We start from the raw sequence: 20,105 nt of genomic DNA on the forward strand, positions 1-20,105 counted from the left end.
GAGGGCGGGCTTTTTGTATCTGACGCGTGTCTCCGTAGTCCCGGAGGCCATCCGTGCGCATGTTTGTGGAGACTCTACGGAATATGCTCAAAAATAGGAAACGCCCGGGCGCGTGGTCTGTTGACCGTCCAGGTACGCGCGCGTATCATAGCGAACTGCGTGTTTTGTGGGCGGATGCTGACGCCCCTTAATATGCCGTTGCACATGGAATGGAAGCTGGATATTTCGAGAAGGAGTACGCTTTGCCTACTATCAACCAGCTGGTTCGCCAGGGCCGTCGCTCGGTCCCCAAGAAGTCCAAGAACGCCGCTCTCAAGAGCAACTCTCAGAAGCGCGGTGTGTGCACCCGCGTGTTCACCACCTCTCCTAAGAAGCCGAACTCCGCTCTTCGCAAGGTCGCCCGTGTGCGCCTCGTGAACGGCATCGAGGTCACTGCTTATATCCCCGGTGAGGGTCACAACCTGCAGGAGCACTCCATCGTGCTCGTCCGCGGCGGCCGTGTTCGCGACCTGCCCGGTGTGCGTTACCACATCATCCGCGGCTGCTATGACTGCGCCCCGGTTGCCAACCGCAAGCAGGCTCGTTCCCACTACGGTGCCAAGCGCCCGAAGTAGTCTCGCGAGTAGACCCGATCATATTCAGATAGAGGAGATATAACATGCCGCGTCGTGCAGCTAAGAATCACCGCCGCGAGGTTCAGCCTGATGCTGTTTACAACAACCGCCTCGTGACGCAGCTCATCAACAAGGTCCTTCTTGACGGCAAGAAGGCCACCGCTGAGCGCATCGTTTACACCGCCTTCGACATGGTTGCCGAGAAGACCGGCGAGGACGCCCTCTCCGTCTTCAAGAAGGCCATGGACAACATCAAGCCCACGCTCGAGGTCAAGCCCAAGCGCGTCGGTGGCGCCACCTACCAGGTCCCCATGGAGGTCAACGCCCGTCGTTCCACCCAGCTGGGCATCCGCTGGATGGTCAACTTCTCCCGCGCCCGCAAGGAGAAGACCATGGCCGAGCGTCTGGCCGCCGAGATCCTCGACGCCTCCAACGGCGTTGGCGCTTCCGTGAAGAAGCGCGAGGACGTCTTTAAGATGGCCGAGGCCAACCGCGCGTTCTCTCACTACCGCTGGTAATTCAGGGAAGGGACTTAAGACATGGCTAAGCCCAAGTACAAGCTTTCCGATACCCGTAACATCGGCATCATGGCTCACATCGATGCTGGTAAGACCACCACGACCGAGCGTATTCTTTACTACACCGGTAAGACCCACAAGATCGGTGAGGTCCATGAGGGCGCTGCCACCATGGACTGGATGGTTCAGGAGCAGGAGCGTGGCGTAACCATTACCTCCGCTGCTACCACGTGCTTCTGGAACAAGGACGGTAAGGACTACCGCATCCAGATCATCGACACCCCGGGCCACGTTGACTTCACCGCTGAGGTCGAGCGCTGCCTGCGCGTCCTCGATGGCGCTGTCGCCGTCTTCGACGCCGTTGCCGGCGTTCAGCCCCAGTCTGAGACCGTTTGGCGTCAGGCTTCTACCTTCAACGTCCCCCGCATCGCCTTCATCAACAAGTATGACCGCGTGGGCGCTGACTTCTTCAACGCTATCGAGACCATGAAGGATCGTCTCGACGCTAACGCCGTGGCTGCTCAGGTCCCGATGGGCGCCGAGGACAACTTCTGGGGCGTCATCGACCTGGTCACCATGACTGCATGGGACTTCAAGGCCGACGCGAAGGGCATGACCTACCCGGAGCCGATGGACGAGATCCCGGCTGAGTTCGCTGACATCGCTGCCACCAAGCGCGAGGAGCTCCTCGACGCTGCTGCCAGCTTTGACGACGAGCTCATGGAGAAGATCCTCATGGAGGAGGACTTCACCGTCGAGGAGCTCAAGGCTGCTCTGCGCAAGGGCGTTCTGGCCAACGAGCTCAACCTCGTCTTCGTGGGCTCCGCCTACAAGAACAAGGGCGTTCAGGAGCTGCTCGACGCTGTCGTCGACTACCTGCCCAGCCCGATCGACGTCGAGGCCGTCACCGGTACCGATCCGGACACCGGCGAGGAGATCGAGCGTCATCCTTCCTTCGACGAGCCCTTCTCCGGCCTGGTCTTCAAGATCATGACCGACCCGTTCGTCGGTAAGCTCACCTATGTTCGCGTTTACTCCGGCCGCGCCGAGTCCGGCTCCTACGTGGTCAACGCTTCCAACGGTCAGCGCGAGCGTCTCGGCCGCATCCTCGAGATGAACGCCGCCGAGCGTATCGATCGTGACGACGCCTGTGCCGGCGACATCGTCGCTTGCGTCGGCTTCAAGAACTCCACCACCGGTGACACCCTGTGCTCCGAGGGCAAGGAGATCGTCCTCGAGAAGATCGAGTTCGCTAAGCCCGTTATCGACGTTGCCATCGAGCCCAAGACTAAGGCCGAGCAGGACAAGATGTCCCTGGCCCTGACCAAGCTCGCCGAGGAGGACCCGACCTTCACGGTGTCCACCAACCACGAGACCGGCCAGACCATCATCGCCGGCATGGGCGAGCTGCACCTCGAGATCATCGTCGACCGTCTGCTCCGCGAGTTCAAGGTTGACGCTAACGTTGGTAAGCCCCAGGTTGCCTACCGCGAGACCGCTGGTCACGACGTCGAGAAGGCTGAGGGCAAGTTCGTCCGTCAGTCCGGCGGTCGCGGTCAGTACGGCCACGCCGTCATCAAGCTCGAGAAGATGGAGGAGGGCTTCGGCTACGAGTTCGTCAACGCTATCGTCGGCGGCGTCGTGCCCAAGGAGTACATCCCGTCCATCGATAAGGGCATCCAGGAGGCCCTGAACACCGGTGTTATCGCCGGCTTCCCGGTCCTCGACGTTAAGGTCACCCTGTTCGACGGTTCTTACCACGAGGTCGACTCCTCCGAGGCCGCCTTCAAGATCGCCGGTTCCATGGCTATCAAGGACGCCCTCAAGAAGTCCGATCCGCAGCTGCTCGAGCCGATCATGGCTGTCGAGGTCGAGACCCCCGAGCAGTACATGGGCGACGTCATGGGCAACCTCTCCGGTCGCCGCGGCAAGATCGAGGGCATGGAGGATCGTAGGAACAGCAAGCTCATCCGTGCCAAGGTGCCGCTGGGCGAGATGTTCGGTTACGCTACCGACCTTCGCTCCCAGACCCAGGGCCGTGCTACCTACACCATGCAGTTCGACTCCTACGAGCCGGCTCCCAAGTCCATCGTGGACGAGGTCATGGCCAAGAACGGCACCAACTAAGGTCTGTCGCCTGTACTTGTAAACACACCGCGAGGCTGCCCTCGCTATCCATTGTTGGAGGTTAAGTTGTCCAGCCAGAAGATCAGGATTCGCCTGAAGGGCTATGATCACGAGGTCGTGGATCAGTCCGCCAAGCTCATCGTCGACACCGCTCAGAAGACCGGTGCCCGCGTCTCCGGCCCCATTCCGCTGCCGACCGAGCGCAACCTGTACACCGTCATCCGCTCTCCTCACGTGAACAAGGACTCTCGTGAGCAGTTCGAGATGCGCACCCACAAGCGTCTGATCGACATCCTCGATCCCACGCCTGGCACCGTCGATTCCCTCATGCGTCTCGACCTGCCTGCCGGCGTCGACATCGAGATCAAGCTCTAAGGTCTAGTCCTACCGCTTGAATCGCGTTTCGCGCTTTTGAAATGGCCGCTGCCCATGGGGTGGCGGCCATTTGCCATTGCCACAGAATGCCTGATGCTGCGGATATGACTCAAAACGTTCGCCAGAGGCGAGTGTTCCTGGCGGATATGTGCTCACAGGCCTCGCCTCTGGCGAACGTTTTGCCGTAGTTTCTCTTATCGAAGGAAGGGGTACCTTTGATCGAATGGATTATCGCCAGATCCGAAGGCGACCGTGGTAGGGTCGGCGCCTTGGCGGGGGTTGTCTGTATCTCGTTGAATGTGCTGCTCTGCATCGCAAAGGCTCTGATTGGCATCCTGTCAGGGTCGGTCTCGATCGTTGCCGACGCGCTCAACAATCTGAGCGACGCGAGTTCTAACATCGTGAGCGTTCTCGGATTCAAGCTCGCCAGCAAGCCGGCTGACCCCGAGCATCCCTACGGCCATGGTCGTTTTGAATACCTATCCGGTCTCGTCGTTGCGGTGCTTGTCCTCATGATCGGTGTCGAGCTCGTCAAATCTTCAATCGACAAGGTGTTGAATCCAAGTCCAGTCGAGTTCTCTCTCGCTTTGGTGGTGGTCCTCGCGGGGTCCATGGCGGTTAAGCTTTGGATGGCGCATCTCAACCGCGTGCTCGGCGAGCGCATAAAATCCGAGACACTTCTTGCCACGGCCCAGGATTCCAAGAACGACGTTATCGCCACGGGCGCGGTGCTTGCGTGCGCCATCATCGCTTATGTGGCGGGCATCGAGCTCGATGCGTGGGTCGGACTCGCGGTCGGCCTGTATATCGGTTGGAGCGGCATCGAGCTCATTCGCGACACGGTCAACCCGCTTCTCGGGCAGGCTCCCGATCCCGAGCTCGTTGCCCACATCCGCTCGAAGATCATGTCCTATCCAGGTGTCTTGGGCACTCATGACCTCATGGTTCACGACTATGGCCCGGGTCGGCAGTTTGCGAGCGCCCATGTGGAAATGGCCGCCGAGACCGATCCCATGGAGAGTCACGACACGCTGGATAACATCGAGCAGGCATTTAAAGACGATGACGGCCTCATTGTCACGCTGCACTACGATCCGATCGTTACGAACGACCCACATGTCGTTGATATGCGTAACAAGATCGATGCTATGGCGAAGAGCCTCGATAGCGAAGCGAGCATCCATGATCTAAGATGCGTTCCCGGCCCGACTCACACGAATGTGATTTTCGACTGCCTGCATCCGGTTGAGTGTGCATTGAGCCCGTCTGAGTTCAAACGAAAGCTCGGCGACATGGTCGTTGAGGAGTATCCCGACGCGGTTCCAAAAATCACCGTCGACGAAGACTACGTGAGCGCCGAGCAGTAAGAGAGCGTATCGCGAAGCGCCCGGTACCGTTTGCCGAAGCGAGGCGCCGTAGGGCGAGTGCATGATACGAGCTTGAAGGGGTTTGCTACCATTACCGCCAACGCAGGCGAAATATCGAGACAAGGAGCTTGCCATGGCGTACACCGTATACAACTTTCAGGACAATAACGACGTCAAGAAGATTGCCGAGAAGGGTCAGTTCTCGGTCGTCGAGTGGCAGCGCGACCTTTCGGTTACTCCCTGGAGCGCTCAGACCGCGTGGTTCAGCTCGGAAATGAACGTTCGCCGTCGTCAGCTCATCGCAAATCTGGATGGGCGCACGGGTGTTACGCTGCAGGCTGGGGCCATGCAGTGGACGGTTGGCAGTGTGCAGTCAACAACGGGCGTAAAGGGCGCGGGCGACCTTATGGGAAAGATGTTCCGCGGGGCGGTGAGCCAGGATTCGATGATCAAGCCTGAATATACCGGTACGGGTATGCTCGTGTGTGAACCTACGTGGCAGCATTTGCTCCTCATTGATCTCGCCGAGTGGGGCAACTCCGTCGTGCTTAACGATGGACTGTTCCTCGCATGCGATAGCACCATCCAGGATTCACTGCAGCGCCGTTCGAATATGTCTTCCGCCGTGGCGGGCAATGAGGGGCTGTTCAACTTACGACTCGACGGCTCGGGCGTGCTTGCGCTTGAATCACCTTGCCCGGTAGAGGAAGTCATCTACATCGATCTGCGCAATGACGAGCTCAAGATCGACGGCAACTACGCCTTGGTCTGGACGTCCGGACTTGAGTTCACCGTCGAGCGGTCGGGCAAGAGCCTGATTGGTTCTGCCGTGGGCGGTGAGGGCTTGGTGAACGTGTATCGCGGCACCGGGCGCATCATGATGGCGCCCATGCAGCCTGCGACGAATTACAACACCTATGCAGCCGTCTCGACGGACTAGGCGCGCGACCGATCGAGTCCCGTGAACGCCTGATACGGCAAGGCCCTCTCGCAAGAGAGGGCCTTGTGGTTTAGGGCGCATTGCTTGTGGGGTCCTGAATGCCTATCTCACGCTGAGGAGTCGCGGGCTCATGCCGTCAGGTGGAAGGGCGCGTCGGTGCCTGTCTGCGTCAGCGTATCGTATCTGAGCTATCGGCAAAGATGCTCGTCGATCCAGGAGATGATGTCGCTGGATTCATAAAGCGGCTTGCCGTCGATGAACAGGCAGGGCACCTGCTGTTTGCCGCCGACCTTAATCAGGGTGGCTGCCGCATCGCGATCTCGAGAGATGTCGATCAGGGGAATCGTCACGCCCTGGCGGTCCATAAAGTCGAGCACCCTGATGCAGAAAGGGCAGGTCGGACGATAATACAGGGCGAGTTCGTGATGAACGCTCATGCATCCTCCTTGCGTTAAAAATACTACTGACATGGAAGCTTATACCCGAATGCTCCGAGTACCAGTACTGGAAGTTCAATTGCGGAGACGGGAGCGATGGAGGTGAAGCGGCTATAAAGATTGACCGATGTCGTTATCGACGCCCGCCAACCGCGCCTTTGCCGTTCGGGATGCGCCGTCCCGCCTTGCCGGAGATACGCTCGAGGTCGATGGCCCAAACGGCGGTTGCGGGTAGCTCCCACTCGATGGCATCTCCGATCTTGTCTCGATACTCGGGGCAGTATTTGAGGCAGAGCTGGGCGAGAGCGCGGCGCGCGCAGGCTGGCTCGACGACGCGTCGCACCGTGCCGGTTGCGATGACGCTGGCATACCGTGTGGTGAAGAACCCCGGCTCGCCGTCTTCCTCCACATAGACGGGCTCCATATCCATGGCCACGGTTACGCACACGCGTGGGTCGCGCTCCCAATTGTCCGTTTTCTGACCGCCGGCGATGCCGGTATGGACAAGAAGGGAGTCGCCGTCGAGGACGTAGGAGAGAGGCGTGGCGTAAGGATGACCGTCTTCATCGACGGTGGCGACGACGCAGTATTCGCCCATACGGAGGATGTCACGGGCTTCCTGTTCGTCAATGGCGCGCTCGGGGAGCTGTTTCATGGGGTGGTTCATGTCATTCCCTTCGATGTGCGGAACAAGGCGGCGCCGCATGATGAGCACGTCACGCTTGCCTGCCGGATAAAGGATGTCAGCGGATTGTGTGCGGACGGGCGAAAGGCCGCACTTCTCCATGACACGGTGCGACTGGGTATTCTCGAGGAAGTGGTCGGCGTAGATGGCTCGAGCACCTAGGGAATCGCGAGCGTGTTCGATGAGGCGCTGAAGAGCCTCGGCAGCGAAGCCTCGACCCCAATAGGGCACGCCGATCCAATAGCCAACGGAATACTCATCGTCCGCCTCGAGATAATCGCAGGCATCGCCTGCTAAAAGACCGATTGCGCCGATGAGCTCGTCGCCTTCGCGCAAAGTGATGGCGTATTGCTCGGGCCCTCGCAGGACATTACGAAGGACGTCGAGGCTCTGTTCTTCGCTCGTGTGTGGCGGCCAGCCTGCAGCGGTTCCGATGCGCGGGTCGCGTGCGAGCTCGAAGAGGGCCGGGGCGTCTGCGTCTGCCCAGGGGCGCAGGGTAAGGCGGGTGGAGAAGAGCTCCATGGATGCACCTTTCACGGTTGGGAGCGTGGGCGGGGTGTGGTTGAGAAAGCTATCTACAAGCTTTTGCGGGCTACGATCGAGAACATGAGGGGGATGCGGGGGAGAGCCGCGGGCATGCGCCACGACTCGTCTTCCGGATGAAATTCGAGGATGGGCAGCGATTGCCATTCGGCAACTTCATCTTCTCGTAGCGCCTCGATTGAGAGGCCGGCGGAGGTAAGCGCCTCGACGATCTCTTGGAAGTCGTGCGACCAATTGTGGTTCTTGGTGTGGGCGAGCCGCTGCTCCGAGCTTTCGTTGTGCGGGTCGGTCACGTAGGTGACGTCCATGTCGTACGAGCTGATCGAACCCGTTTTGTAGTCGGAGACGATCTTGGTCCCACTAAAGCCAAGCGCGGATAAAAGCGGGTGGTCATCGCGGATCATGAAGATGCCGCCAGGGGTGAGAAGACGCTCGATCGAGCGGGCCCATTCATCGAGCTCAGGCAGCCAAGTGATGGTGCCCGCGCTCGTGACGATTGCATCGAATGTGCCTAGGTGTCCTGCAAGCTCCGGGGCATCGGCGGCGAAGCGCGCGTCGCTTTCAACGTACGTGACGTCTACGTGGGCCTTGTCCGCCAGGCGTCGGGCATATTCAAGCGCGGTGGGGGAGAAGTCGAGCCCCCAGACCTCGGCGGCGCCCAAGCGCGGCCAGCAAAGCGTGTCTGTGCCGATGTGGCATTGCAGATGCAAGAGTTTGAGGCCTTCGAGCGATGCGTTTGGCAGGAACGGGCGGATCGAATCGTAGTCGCGCTTGGCAACGCCCGTAACGGCGTCGGGGTCGTGCACGAGCTCGCCCAGGTCGCCGTAGCCGCCGTTGGCGTGCACGTCGGCGCGGTCGTTCCAGCTGGCGAGGTTATCTAAAACCGCCTCCGTCGTGCCATGAATGCCCGCAAGCGTATCGGGGCCATGTTTAGGCGCCATCGCAAACCTCCCTGTTCTTATGAGGTCGAGTCGTTCAGAAGATCGTGGTGATTTCAGTCTGCATCACTAACGTCAAGAATAGATGATTGCAGGACAATTCTTGACGCTCGTGATGCGAACTTGTGGAAGCGTGTCGACGGGCGTTTTTTGGCATTCAATCGTTGTGGGATTTCCATCCCCTTATGAGGGCGATTCGAAGGTCGTTTTGCGCGAGCTGGTAGTCTCGCGCGGTGGGGAGTTTGAGGCGCAAAAGCGCAGCTACGGAATTCATGGCGCGATGAAAATCGAGTTGATGCATAAAATGGGATGCGGTGATCGTCCTCATCGACACACCGAGCATCCCCAGGATCGCAAGACGGTCGGCATCATGGGTCCGCCGCTTGAGTTCAGAATGGGCGTCGCCGTCATACTCGACACCTACGTTTCTATGCGGCGCGAAAATGTCAACTTCAAGGTAATCGGAACGAATCGTTGCCTTAAGTTCTTGGGGAATCAAGATGCGGTGGTTGAGTACTATGTGGCGATATCCGAGACCGCCTTTAGCCTTGGGCAGGACAATTGCCAGCGCAAGCGCCGTTTCCATGGGAGATCGGGAGCCATCTCGAACGAATGCGAGGGCGTGGTGCGCGCGTTTTGCACCGGGCATATGGGGATGATTGGCCAGTGCTGCATGAATCTGTTGCCTGCTCGTGAGGGGGCGACGATCGCGATAGCCGCCTCGAGCTTCGGTCAGGTTGAGTTCGTATCGCCCGCAAAGCTCGTATCCGTACTCGATGAGCTCGAGCGGTTCCATCCACGTTGCAGCCTGGATGAAGTTGAGCGCCCCGCCAACGGCGAACAGGCCGGGCGCGATGTGTACGAGCTCGCTTGAGCTACACGAGGTTCCAACTACGTGAGACTTGAAGAATGCGGAGCTCGTGCGATCCAGGGACGTTGGGACGGCGATGTCAATTTCCATTTCGTTTTCAAGGTTCACCCCACATTCCCCGAGAAAGACTCGAATTCGCGCCGCGATGTTTCTTGCATGCGTTCCAGACTCGGAGATTCCGTACGGATCGACAGGGTTTGTTAGGGCGTTGTGGACCACTGCCTGGCGATTGTGGGTATGAAGCACAAGATAAGCGGACGTATGGGAGAGTACGACTGGCGTGTCCATGGGGCCCTCCGTCTCCGGGTGATACCGAGTGGATGACGGCTAGGATACCCGCGCGCGAGCAAACGTATCGGGCAGCTTGTCTGCGAGCGCAAAGCTGTTCGTGGCGTCTCGATGGCCTGGGGGGTGGCGGAGCTTGTCGAGTCGGCCCGAAGACAAAAGCGCCGCCGACCGTGATGGCCGACGGCGCTTGAGCGTCAGTGAGCGGACGGAGGGGTCGCGAGGCGTTTAGCCGAAGTAAGCCACACCGCTCTCGAACAGGGGCATGAACTTCTCGCCGGGGACGTTCTTGTACAGACCGTCGCCGCGACGCTCGACGTGTCCCATCTTGCCGAACACGCGGCCGTCGGGGCTGGTGATGCCCTCGATGCAGGCGACGGAGCCGTTGGGGTTCACGTCAAGGTCCATGGAGGGCATGCCGGCCACGTCGACGTACTGCGTGGCGATCTGGCCGCCGGCACGGAGCTGGTTCAGGACCTCGTCGTTCGCCACGAAACGGCCCTCGCCATGGGAGATGGCCACGGTGTAGAGCTCATCGGGGTCGCACTGGGACAACCAAGGCGAAAGATCGCTGCAGATGTGGGTGCGAACCAGACGGCTCTGGTGACGGCCGATCTCGTTGAAGGTCAGCGTCGGGGCCTCAGGCATGGCGTCCACGATATCGCCGTAGGGCACGAGGCCCAGCTTGACGAGCGCCTGGAAGCCGTTGCAGATGCCGAGCATCAGGCCATCGCGGGACTGCAGCAGGTCGCGAACGGCCTCGGTGACCTCGGGTGCGCGGAAGAACGCGGTGATGAACTTGGCGGAACCGTCGGGCTCGTCGCCACCGGAGAAGCCGCCCGGGATCATGACGATCTGGGACTCGCGGATGCGGCGCGCAAGCTCGCGGGTGGACTCGGCGACGTTCTCGGGCGTGAGGTTGTTGATCACGAAGACATCGGCCTCGGCACCGGCGGCGCGGAAGGCGCGCGCGGAGTCGAACTCGCAGTTGTTGCCAGGGAAGACAGGGATGATCACGCGGGGCTTGGCAATCTTGAGGCCGCCGTAGGTCGCGCGGATGCGACCCTCCTCCTCGCAGCGGTAGCGCTCCTCGGGGATGAGCTCCTCGGGGGCATCGACATCGTCAGCGGCGCTGCGGTAGGGGAACACGCCCTCGAGCGCGCTCTCCCAGGCCTCCTGCAGTTCGGCCAGATCAAGCGTCTCGCCGTAGGCGGTGAACTCATAGGGCTCGCAGGTCACGCCGAGCTCGACTATGCGCACGCCGTCGGCCTCGGGCAGGGCTGCGCCCTCGTCGAGCTCAACGACGAAGCAACCGTAGGAGTGGTCGAACAGGTCGCGGGCGTCGGCCTCGTAGTAGGCCTCGGACACCTCGAAGCCCAAGCGGTTGCCCAGGCAGGCCTTGAACAGGATCTCGGCCAGGCCGCCAAAGCCCGCGGTGGACACGGAGAGCGCCTTGCCCTCGCGCACGAGGCTCTCGACGGTGCGGAAAGCGGTGAGCAGGGAAGCGGACTCGGGCAGGAGGTCGTCGACCTGATAGGTGGGCTGGATCAGCGCGACGCGGTGGCCGGCGCCCTTGAACTCGGGCGACACCACGTTGGCGAGCTTGTCCACGGCCACGGCGAAGGAGACGAGCGTCGGCGGGACGTCGAGGTCCTCGAAGGAGCCGGACATGGAGTCCTTGCCGCCGATGGCGCCGGCGCCGAGCTCGACCTGGGCCATGAGGGCGCCCAGGACGGCGGCCATGGGCTTGCCCCAGCGCTCGGGAACGTCACGCAGGCGCTCGAAGTACTCCTGGAAGGACAGGTAGACCTTCTCGTGGTCGAAGCCGGTGGCCACGAGGCGGGAGATGCTCTCGACGACGGAGAGGTAAGCGCCGCGGTACTGGTCGGCGTCCATGATGTAGGGGTTGAAGCCCCAGGCCATGCCGGAGACCGTGGTGGTCTCGCCGTCGACCGGGAACTTGGCGACCATGGCCTGGTTGGGGGTGAGCTGGCGCTCGCCGCCGAAGGGCATGAGTACGGTCGCGGCGCCGATGGTGGAGTCGAAGCGCTCGGACAGGCCCTTATTGGAGCACACGTTGAGGTCGCTCACGAGCTCGACCATGGCGTCATGGAAGGACTCGCAGGTCTCGGCGCCCGGCACCATGGGGACGGTGCTCTCGTAGATGCCGTCGAGCGTGCCGAACTCCTCGAGCGCGGCCTCGGCCAGCTCGCTCTCGGGATCGATGGGGGCAATGCCCTGGGCCACGACGTGGACGTCCTGGTACTTGGGCGCGCCGTTGGAGTTGAGGAAGTTGCGGGAAAGGTCGACGATCGCGTCGCCCTGCCAGGCCATGCGGACGCGGGGCTCGCAGGTGACCTCGGCGATCACGGTCGCCTCGAGGTTCTCCTCGGCGGCGTAGCCCATGAACTCCTCGACGTCGGCCTCGGCCACGGCCACGGCCATGCGCTCCTGGGACTCGGAGATCGCGAGTTCGGTGCCATCGAGGCCGTCGTACTTCTTGGTGACCATGTCGAGGTCGATGTAGAGGCCGTCGGCCAGCTCGCCCACGGCGACGGACACGCCGCCCGCGCCGAAGTCGTTGCAGCGCTTGATCAGGCGGCAGGCGTCGCCGCGGCGGAACAGGCGCTGCAGCTTGCGCTCCATGGGGGCGTTGCCCTTCTGGACCTCGGCGCCGTCCTTCTCGATGGACTCGACGTTGTGGGCCTTGGAGGAGCCGGTGGCACCGCCGATGCCGTCACGGCCGGTGCGGCCGCCGAGCAGGATGATCTTGTCGCCGGGCGCGGGGCACTCGCGGCGGACGTGGCTCGCGGGCGTGGCGCCCACCACGGCACCGACCTCCATGCGCTTGGCCATGTAGCCGGGGTGGTAGAGCTCGGAGACCTGGCCGGTGGCAAGGCCGATCTGGTTGCCGTAGGAGGAATAGCCGGCGGCTGCGGTGGTCACGATCTTGCGCTGGGGCAGCTTGCCGGCGATGGTCTCGGAGACGGGGACGGTCGGGTCGGCGGCACCGGTGACGCGCATGGCCTGGTAGACGTAAGAGCGGCCGGAGAGCGGGTCGCGGATCGCGCCGCCCACGCAGGTGGCCGCGCCGCCGAAGGGCTCGATCTCGGTGGGGTGGTTGTGGGTCTCGTTCTTGAAGAGGAACAGCCAATCCTGGTCCTCGCCGTCGACGTCGACGGTCACCTTGACGGTGCAGGCGTTGATCTCCTCGGACTCATCGAGGTTGGTGAGGATCCCCTGCTTCTTAAGCCACTTGGCGCCGATGGTGCCCATGTCCATGAGGCAGACGGGCTTCTCGTCGCGGCCGAGCTCGTGGCGCATCTCCATGTAACGGTTGAAGGCGGCCTCGACGGCGGCGTCGTCGATCTCGATGTTCTCGAGGTTGGTGCCGAAGGTGGTGTGGCGGCAGTGGTCGGACCAGTAGGTATCGATCACGCGAATCTCGGTGATGGTGGGGTCGCGGTCCTCATCCTTGAAGTACTGCTGGCAGAACGCGATATCGGCCTCGTCCATGGCAAGACCGCGTTCGGCGATGAAGGAGGCGAGGGCGGCCTCGTCCATCTCGCGGAAGCCATCGATGATCTCGACCGGCTCGGGGTCGGGGATCTCCTGGGTGAGGGTCTCGGGGCACTCGAGCTCGGCGAGACGGGACTCGACCGGGTTCACCACGTAGCCCTTGATGGCGTCGAAGTCCTCGGTGGAAAGATCCCCGGAGAGCAGGTAGACCTTTGCGGAGCGAACGGTGGGGCGCTCGCCCTGGGAGATCAGCTGCACGCACTCGGCGGCGGAGGCGGCGCGCTGATCGAACTGGCCGGGCAGCGCCTCGACGGCGAAGGCGGTCGCGCCGGGCTCCTCGGGGAGCTCGTCATAGGCGAAGTCGACCTGCGGCTCGGAGAACACGGTGGGCACGCAGGAGCCGAACAGCTCCTCGTCGATGCCCTCGACGTCATAGCGGTTGATGACGCGCAGGCCCGTGAGCGCCTCGATGCCCAGGGTGTCGCGAAGCTCGGCCAGCAGCTGCTGCGCCTCGACGTCAAACCCGGGTTTCTTCTCTACGTACACGCGAGAGACCATTGAGTCCTGCCCTTCTTTCTGAACGGGTCGATCCGTTGGCGGCGGTCGCACGACCTTGAGCCGAACGGTTTGCTAACCCTTCAATAATACGCCACCGTCCAGGCCTATCTGCCGTGCGTATGTGTGCAATTTGGGGACGGGTGCGTTTTTACACACGCGGGCTCGCGCCCGCGTTCCTCCACACGAATGGATGATCCGTCCGCGACTTCAGCACTTCATAACCACTCTTACGCAAACGTCACCCGACGGTAAGGATGCGCAAAGCTTCGACGGGCACAATGGGGCGCAGCATCAAGACGAGGCCTTCCCGTATCTCCCAAAGCAGCGCTTGCCAAAACAGCGTCGGGGGGGGGTAGGCTCTCGGACACGGCGCCCATGGCGCCCGTGTGGAACCGAAGGGATGGGATGACACGTGAAGTACCTGGAGAACATCGAGCGAGTCGCCCGCGAGTGGCCCTGTCGGACCGCCGTGCGCGCATCGACGGGGATGGACCTGACCTATCGAGAGCTGTGGGCGGCGTCCGAGGCGCTCGCCGAGCAGGTGGGCAAGCGCGTTGAGCGCGGTGTGCCCGTCATCGTGTACGGCAACAAGGACCCGTTCATGGTCGTATGCTTTCTCGCCTGCATGAAGGCCGGATGCCCCTACGTTCCAATCGACGGCAACTCCGTGCCGCCGCAGCGCACCGCGTCGATCGCCACGCAGATCCTTGCGTCTATGACGGGCGACGCGGGCATCGAGGCGCCACTCGTGCTGGCGGTTGGAAGCTTCCCCACATGTGACGACATGCCGCCCGTCACCGTCATCGAGCATCGCGCCATCGGCGACCTCGTGGCGGCCGCGGGTCACTCCAATCGCGATCGCTGGATCGATGGGGAGGACCTTGCGTACATCCTGTTCACCTCCGGTTCGACCGGTGCGCCCAAGGGCGTCGAGGTCACGGCGGCCTGCTTTGATAACTTCTGCGCATGGGACCTCGAACTCGCCCACGGCAACACCCCTGAGCGTTCGGATGGCCGCGTGTGGCTCGATCAGGCGCCCTTCTCGTTCGATCTGTCGGTGTTCGAGCTCGCCGGCGCCCTCGGCGGTGGCGGCACGTTGTACTCGTTGGCCGCCGAGACGCAGCTCAGCATGGCGGCTCAGTTCGCCGCGCTCAAGGAGTGCGGCGCGGATATCTGGGTCTCGACCCCGTCGTTTGCCGAGCTTTGCCTTGCGAACGCCGATTTCGACCAGAACGCCATGCCCGAGCTCAGGCTCTTCTTGTTCTGCGGCGAGACGCTGCCGAACGCAACGGCCGCGCGCCTGCTCGAGCGCTTCCCTCGGGCTCGCGTCGTCAACACCTACGGTCCAACCGAGTCGACCGTTGCCGTCACCTCGGTTGAGGTGACGGCCGAGATGACGGCGAGCCCCGAGCCCTTGCCCGTGGGCGCCCCGCGCCTCGGCACGCGTATCCGCATCGTCGATGAGGAGGGGCGTTCCGTTCCCGCCGGAACCTTCGGCGAGGTCGTCATCGAGGGCGATACGGTCGCTCGCGGCTACTTTGGGCGGCCCGACCTCACGACGCGCGTCTTCGACACAGCCGTGCTCGACGGCGCCGCCGTGCGTGCCTACCGAACCGGCGATGAGGGCTATCTCGACGCCGAGGGCATGCTGCATTTCCGCGGCCGCCTCGATCTGCAGGTCAAACTCAACGGCTTCCGCATCGAGCTCGGCGAGATCGAGGGCCATCTGCGTCGCTTGCCCGAGATCGCCGCCGCCGCGGTCGCCCCGGTGTATCGGGACGGGAAGATCTCGCATCTCGTGGCGCATGTCGTGCCGTCCGCGCCGCTCGGGGACACGCCGTTTCGCGCGGGCCTCGCGCTTAAGGAGCGCCTGGCCGAGTTTCTGCCCCATTACATGGTTCCGAAGAAGGTCGCGTTCCATGAGTCCTTGCCCATGACCGGCAACGGCAAGCTCGACCGCCGTGCCCTCACCGAGAAGAAATAGGCACCGATGGGCTTCTACACCTCCCCGTCGTTTTTCATGGCGCTCGCCGCAGCGGTGGTTCCCGCCGCAGTGCTCGGCTTCATGGAGAGGCGTATCAAGTATTACGGCTTCGCGGCCTCATGCGTGATGGTCGGTCTGCTCTTCGCGGGCAGCCCCGCCGGCGCCGCCGCGTTCGCGGTGTTTCTCGCGGTGGCGTTCGCGTCCATGCGCGCGACGCTCGCCAGCTGGAAGAGCGGCCGCAAGTGCATGGCGGTGTACCGCACATCGCTTGTCGCGACCATCGCCCCGCTCGTCATCTACAAGGTGGGGGCGGTGTTCGATGCGAACCTGCTGGGCTTCATCGGCATCAGTTACCTTACCTTCAAGGCGGTGCAGGTGCTCATCGAAATCCGCGATGGGCTCATCGACGACCTCGGCGTCGTCGACTACCTGTACTTCCTGACGTTTTTCGCGACGTTCACCTCGGGGCCGATCGATCGGTCGCGCCGGTTCCGAGAGGACGCCGACAGGCGGCTTTCCCGGTCCGAGTATGCCGACCTCTTCAGTCGGGGCATTCTGTTCCTGCTCGCCGGAGCGGTGTCGCAACTGGTGCTGGCGACGATTGCGCAAACGGCCCTCGACCCTTCCGCTACCGCGCAGCTCACGGGCGTGCCGGCGGTGATCTCGATTCCCGGGCCGGCGCCGGTGCGCACCATCGCCCGCGCGTACGTTTACGCCCTGTACCTCTTCTTCGACTTTGCCGGCTATTCGCTCATGGCGGTGGGGGCGAGCTACTGCTTCGGCATCGCCACGCCCCAGAATTTCCGCGCCCCGTTCGCGGCGCAGGACATGAAGGACTTTTGGAACCGTTGGCATATCACGTTGTCCACGTGGCTGCGCGACTTCGTCTTCATGAGGTTCGTGCGCATGGCCTCCAAGCGAAAGCTCTTCTCGAGCCGTTTGCACACGGCGTGCGCGGCCTACCTGGTCGACATGCTGCTCATGGGCGCGTGGCATGGACTGACCATCGACTACCTCGCGTACGGCCTGTATCACGGCGTGTTGCTCGCGCTCACCGAGGTCTACCAAAAGCGGTCGGCCTTCTACAAGCGGAACAAGCGCAAGCGTTGGTACCGGGCGCTGTCGTGGTTCGTCACGATGCAGCTCGTGGTCATCGGCTTCGCGCTCTTCTCCGGTCAGCTCACCCATATCATCGAAAGGATCATCAATGGATAGGAACGAACTCGAGGCAGAGGTCCTCGACATGCTGGAAGACATCTGCGACGACGAGGCCGTGCGCGAGGAGCGCGACATCGACCTGTTCGCGGCTGGCCTGCTCGACTCCCTCGCCGCTATCGAAGTGCTCGTCGAGATCGAGGAGCGCTTTGGTGTGGATATCGCGCCCACCGCGGTCGAGCGCTCGGAAATGAACACGGTGAACAAGATCATCGAGCAGATCGCGGTGAGACTGTGATGTGCGCGGAGGGCCGTTCGGACGAGGGCATACGCTCCGCGGGGCGCGGCCCGTCTGCGCCTGCGCGCCTGCGCGCCTTGACGCCCGATCGTGTGCGCACATGGTTCTACTCGGATGCGACTTCGGCGGCCGTCGCTTGGTTTGCGGCCGTCGTGGTGCTCGTGGCAGTGCTCGGATGGTTTTTCGTGCTCTCCCCGTATGGCGCGCCGGCAAGCCCGGTGTATGCCGAGTTCTAGGGGGTTGTCATGAGAAGACGCATCATCGCCCTGGCCCTGGCTGCGACGCTCGCCGTCGGCGGCGGTGCCGCGTATGCCTGGGAGAGTCGGCTGACAGATGAAGATGTGCCTTGCGTGGGCTACCCAACGGCGCAAGAGGTGTCGAGCTGGCAGCTCATGCGGGGTCAATACGAAAGCAGCGCCGAGCGCGGTGAGCCGGTCGCCCCGGTGTTCGGGTCTTCGGAGCTCAACCCGGGGCCGGCGGGCTTCTCCCATCCGGGCAACCTGCTTGCTCCCGGTACCTACGATGTGGGCGCGCTGATGGCGGGCCGCGCGGGTTGTGCGGACCTGTGGCAGGCAATCGAGATCGGTGCCTTTGCCTCGGTGGCGGATGCCCCGCGCCGCGTGGTGCTTTTTCCGAGCATCCAATGGTTCATGACGTACCGCCGCCCCGCGCGTGATTTTCCCGACGTATATTCATCTGGGGCTTTCGAGGCGTTCATGGCGAATGGCGATATATCCGATGGGTTGAAGCGTCGCGTGGCTCAGCGCGCGGCCGAGTACGGCGCCGGAGAGCCGGCGAACGAGGGGCCCGTCGAGCGCATCGTGCGCGATGTGGATGAGGCGGCGAAGACCCTTGCATCCGATGTACGCCTCGCTCACGACCTGGCCCTCGACGGTCGGGGTTCTGGTGTTGCAGGCGACGCGACCGCCCCGCGTCCGCCCCGCGCGACCGGCGGTCCCGATTGGGACGCGGTGTTCACCGAGGCCGATCGCGCCGCCCGGGCTCAGGCGACGGGCAACGACCTTGGAATGAGCGACGCCTGGTACGGCAAGCATTTCAAGACGTGGCTGGAGGGCGCGAACAAGAGCTGGAAGGTGCGGGGTGACGAGTACTTCAGCTCGCAGGAGTTCGAGGACTTCAAGATGGTTCTCAATGTGTGCCGTGAGACGGGGGTCGAACCGCTCATCGTGATCCAGCCCGTCAAGGGAGCGGCCTACGACCAGACCGTTTACACGTGTGAGGTCCGTCAGCAGTACTATCGCATGGTGCGCGATGCGGCCGCCGATGCGGGATTTCAGGTCGCGGATTTCTCCGGCCATGAGTACGACCGATATTTCCTACGCGATTACTCCCATCCCTCGGAGCTCGGGTCGGCGTACTATTCGAAGGCCATTTACACCTTCCTGAAAACCGGTTATGCCGACACCAGCCCGTCCGGAGACGTCCTGTTGGCGGGTGTTTGAGCGTGCACGGGAGGGCGAGCGGCCGTGTGATGGGTTCAAAAGATTGGGTATAAGGCCCAAAACCGTGTGGCACCCGAGGTCTCGATGGACCGCGGGTGCCGCCCTCATGTAAGGATGCCCATGTTCGACGAGAAATCGCGCCGCGCCGCCTCGCTGATCGCGTTCGGCGTTTGTCTCTATGCCGCCGTCATGCACCTCGACGTGGTGATCGGCGCCTTGTCCGCCGTCATCAACATCTTCTTCCCGGTGCTGCTCGGCCTTGGATTCGCCTTCGTGCTGAACGTGCCCGTTTCGGGCATGGAGCGCATGCTCGGCCGCCTGGTCGAGCGCCTTCCAAAGGAGAAGCGTCCTCAGCCTGGTCTTGTGACCGTGGTGAGCATCGTGCTGGTGCTCATCGCCATCGCTGGTGTGGCCGTCATGGCCGTCACGATGCTCGTGCCCGAGCTCATCGCCTCCGCTCGCACCGTCGCGCCCCTGCTCGCCGAGCGCCTGCCCGAGATCGAGCGCGTCCTGGCGGCCGAGGGCGTGGACGAGGACAAGCTCATGGCCTGGCTACAGCCCGCCGCCGGTTCTGCCTCCCGCTCGCAGGGCCTGCAGGGCCTGATGAACTTCGGACTCGGCTCCATCGCCACCTCGGTGTTCGCCGCTGCGCGCTCCACCGTCTCGGTTGTCTCGAGCACGGTGTTCGCCTTCGTCATCGCCGTGTACGTTCTGGCGAGCAAGCGCGTGCTCGGCCGTCAGGTCAACCGTATGATGGATGCCCATCTCGCCCCGCGACACGCATCGCGCATCCGCCACGTCGCGGCGTTGGCAACCGATACGTACTCCAAGTTCCTCTCGGGGCAGTGCCTGGAGGCGTGCATCTTGGGCACGCTTATCTTCATCGCGTTCTCCCTGTTCCGCCTGCCGTATGCCGGGCTCATCGGCTTCCTCACCGCGGTCTTCGCCTTCGTGCCGTATGTGGGCGCCTTCGCGTCGTGCGCCATCGGCGCGTTCCTCACCCTGCTCGCTTCGCCCGGTCAGGCGATCATCTGCGTGATCGTGTACCTGGCCGTCCAGTTCGTCGAGAATCAGTTTATCTATCCCCATGTGGTGGGTTCCTCCGTGGGCCTCTCCGCGCTGTGGACCCTCATCGCCGCGCTCGTGGGCGGCAAGCTCTTCGGCATCGTGGGCATCGTATTCTTCATTCCCATCGTGGCGGTGCTCTACGAGCTCGTCCGCCAGTGGACCAACACCCGCCTCGCCGAGCGCATGGCCGCGGGCGAGCTCTCGGAATAGGCCTTTGGGCTGATTCGCCAGCTGGCACTACCGGTGCAGCGGTTCGCGATTTCCTGGCGGCCCGTCTCGCCGATGCCACATAAGGTCTTTGTATCGCGTCCCCACGTTCGCCTAAACGCGGGGAATGTGGGTACGAAAAGCGAATATGAC

Annotated in this window: 17 protein-coding genes; 12 read left to right on the plus strand and 5 right to left on the minus strand. The window is 62.8% G+C overall.

From position 1 onward, the window contains the following. The first annotated feature begins 242 nt into the window (after positions 1-242). The 6 genes from rpsL to FY258_RS01965 all read left to right on the plus strand — a co-directional run bounded on the left by rpsL (position 243) and on the right by FY258_RS01965 (position 5,941). Positions 243-614: a 30S ribosomal protein S12 gene (rpsL, locus tag FY258_RS01940; RefSeq protein ID WP_039910333.1), complete on the plus strand. Its 372-nt coding sequence runs from the start codon at positions 243-245 to the stop codon at positions 612-614. A 44-nt stretch (positions 615-658) separates the two neighbouring features. After that, positions 659-1,132, plus strand: a complete 474-nt coding sequence (gene rpsG, locus FY258_RS01945) for a 30S ribosomal protein S7 (protein ID WP_006723068.1) — start codon at positions 659-661, stop codon at positions 1,130-1,132. A gap of 21 nt (positions 1,133-1,153) precedes the next feature. Beyond that, positions 1,154-3,259, plus strand: a complete 2,106-nt coding sequence (fusA, locus tag FY258_RS01950; RefSeq protein ID WP_006723067.1) for an elongation factor G — start codon at positions 1,154-1,156, stop codon at positions 3,257-3,259. Between the two features lie 66 nt (positions 3,260-3,325). Then, the gene (rpsJ, locus tag FY258_RS01955; protein WP_039910332.1) at positions 3,326-3,634 is read left to right on the plus strand and encodes a 30S ribosomal protein S10; all 309 of its coding nucleotides are present in this window, start codon (positions 3,326-3,328) and stop codon (positions 3,632-3,634) included. A gap of 215 nt (positions 3,635-3,849) precedes the next feature. Beyond that, positions 3,850-5,001 carry a cation diffusion facilitator family transporter gene (locus FY258_RS01960; RefSeq protein WP_118102690.1) on the plus strand — a complete coding sequence of 384 codons (1,152 nt, stop codon included), beginning with the start codon at positions 3,850-3,852 and terminating at the stop codon, positions 4,999-5,001. Positions 5,002-5,134: 133 nt separating this feature from the next. Then, positions 5,135-5,941 carry an AIM24 family protein gene (locus tag FY258_RS01965; protein WP_118102692.1) on the plus strand — a complete coding sequence of 269 codons (807 nt, stop codon included), beginning with the start codon at positions 5,135-5,137 and terminating at the stop codon, positions 5,939-5,941. Positions 5,942-6,129: 188 nt separating this feature from the next. Here FY258_RS01965 and FY258_RS01970 read toward each other — a convergent pair whose 3' ends face one another. The 5 genes from FY258_RS01970 to FY258_RS01990 form a co-directional block, all read right to left on the minus strand. After that, entirely contained in the window at positions 6,130-6,378 is a 249-nt protein-coding gene (locus FY258_RS01970; protein WP_118102694.1) for a glutaredoxin family protein, read from the minus strand. A 133-nt stretch (positions 6,379-6,511) separates the two neighbouring features. Next, positions 6,512-7,585 (minus strand): GNAT family N-acetyltransferase, encoded by a 1,074-nt coding sequence (locus FY258_RS01975; protein WP_182279369.1) that lies wholly within the window; start codon positions 7,583-7,585, stop codon positions 6,512-6,514. Positions 7,586-7,638: 53 nt separating this feature from the next. Continuing rightward, a complete protein-coding gene (locus tag FY258_RS01980; RefSeq protein WP_118102698.1) occupies positions 7,639-8,547 on the minus strand; it encodes a class I SAM-dependent methyltransferase in 909 nt (302 codons plus the stop codon). 154 nt (positions 8,548-8,701) lie between these two features. After that, the gene (locus FY258_RS01985; RefSeq protein ID WP_182279370.1) at positions 8,702-9,703 is read right to left on the minus strand and encodes a putative endonuclease domain-containing protein; all 1,002 of its coding nucleotides are present in this window, start codon (positions 9,701-9,703) and stop codon (positions 8,702-8,704) included. Positions 9,704-9,928: 225 nt separating this feature from the next. Beyond that, positions 9,929-13,777 (minus strand): phosphoribosylformylglycinamidine synthase, encoded by a 3,849-nt coding sequence (locus tag FY258_RS01990; protein ID WP_118102702.1) that lies wholly within the window; start codon positions 13,775-13,777, stop codon positions 9,929-9,931. A gap of 412 nt (positions 13,778-14,189) precedes the next feature. Here FY258_RS01990 and dltA point away from each other — a divergent pair, with 412 nt between their 5' ends. From dltA to FY258_RS02020, 6 genes are all read left to right on the plus strand, one after another. Then, positions 14,190-15,761 carry a D-alanine--poly(phosphoribitol) ligase subunit DltA gene (gene dltA / locus FY258_RS01995; protein WP_118102704.1) on the plus strand — a complete coding sequence of 524 codons (1,572 nt, stop codon included), beginning with the start codon at positions 14,190-14,192 and terminating at the stop codon, positions 15,759-15,761. A 6-nt stretch (positions 15,762-15,767) separates the two neighbouring features. Next, positions 15,768-16,976, plus strand: a complete 1,209-nt coding sequence (gene dltB / locus FY258_RS02000; RefSeq protein ID WP_118102706.1) for a D-alanyl-lipoteichoic acid biosynthesis protein DltB — start codon at positions 15,768-15,770, stop codon at positions 16,974-16,976. Next, complete coding sequence (gene dltC, locus FY258_RS02005; protein ID WP_006723058.1) at positions 16,969-17,214, plus strand: D-alanine--poly(phosphoribitol) ligase subunit DltC; 246 nt, start codon at positions 16,969-16,971, stop codon at positions 17,212-17,214. Before dltB ends, dltC begins: the two co-directional genes overlap by 8 nt. Continuing rightward, complete coding sequence (locus tag FY258_RS02010; protein ID WP_118102708.1) at positions 17,214-17,450, plus strand: hypothetical protein; 237 nt, start codon at positions 17,214-17,216, stop codon at positions 17,448-17,450. Before dltC ends, FY258_RS02010 begins: the two co-directional genes overlap by 1 nt. Before the next feature lie 9 nt (positions 17,451-17,459). Then, positions 17,460-18,677, plus strand: a complete 1,218-nt coding sequence (gene dltD, locus FY258_RS02015) for a D-alanyl-lipoteichoic acid biosynthesis protein DltD (protein ID WP_118102710.1) — start codon at positions 17,460-17,462, stop codon at positions 18,675-18,677. A gap of 120 nt (positions 18,678-18,797) precedes the next feature. After that, a complete protein-coding gene (locus FY258_RS02020; RefSeq protein ID WP_259324403.1) occupies positions 18,798-19,955 on the plus strand; it encodes an AI-2E family transporter in 1,158 nt (385 codons plus the stop codon). Positions 19,956-20,105 lie beyond the last annotated feature (150 nt).

Origin of the sequence: Collinsella intestinalis, assembly GCF_902364775.2 — a bacterium.
Taxonomy (GTDB): domain Bacteria; phylum Actinomycetota; class Coriobacteriia; order Coriobacteriales; family Coriobacteriaceae; genus Collinsella.

Bases quoted from the DNA above. Each gene is read 5' to 3' on its own strand.
- rpsG (WP_006723068.1), top strand. From the start codon at position 659: ATGCCGCGTCGTGCAGCTAAGAATCACCGCCGCGAGGTTCAGCCTGAT.
- fusA (WP_006723067.1), top strand. From the start codon at position 1,154: ATGGCTAAGCCCAAGTACAAGCTTTCCGATACCCGTAACATCGGCATC.
- FY258_RS01965 (WP_118102692.1), top strand. From the start codon at position 5,135: ATGGCGTACACCGTATACAACTTTCAGGACAATAACGACGTCAAGAAG.
- FY258_RS01970 (WP_118102694.1), bottom strand. From the start codon at position 6,378: ATGAGCGTTCATCACGAACTCGCCCTGTATTATCGTCCGACCTGCCCT.
- FY258_RS01975 (WP_182279369.1), bottom strand. From the start codon at position 7,585: ATGGAGCTCTTCTCCACCCGCCTTACCCTGCGCCCCTGGGCAGACGCA.
- FY258_RS01980 (WP_118102698.1), bottom strand. From the start codon at position 8,547: ATGGCGCCTAAACATGGCCCCGATACGCTTGCGGGCATTCATGGCACG.
- FY258_RS01985 (WP_182279370.1), bottom strand. From the start codon at position 9,703: ATGGACACGCCAGTCGTACTCTCCCATACGTCCGCTTATCTTGTGCTT.
- FY258_RS01990 (WP_118102702.1), bottom strand. From the start codon at position 13,777: ATGGTCTCTCGCGTGTACGTAGAGAAGAAACCCGGGTTTGACGTCGAG.
- dltB (WP_118102706.1), top strand. From the start codon at position 15,768: ATGGGCTTCTACACCTCCCCGTCGTTTTTCATGGCGCTCGCCGCAGCG.
- dltC (WP_006723058.1), top strand. From the start codon at position 16,969: ATGGATAGGAACGAACTCGAGGCAGAGGTCCTCGACATGCTGGAAGAC.
- FY258_RS02010 (WP_118102708.1), top strand. From the start codon at position 17,214: ATGTGCGCGGAGGGCCGTTCGGACGAGGGCATACGCTCCGCGGGGCGC.
- dltD (WP_118102710.1), top strand. From the start codon at position 17,460: ATGAGAAGACGCATCATCGCCCTGGCCCTGGCTGCGACGCTCGCCGTC.
- FY258_RS02020 (WP_259324403.1), top strand. From the start codon at position 18,798: ATGTTCGACGAGAAATCGCGCCGCGCCGCCTCGCTGATCGCGTTCGGC.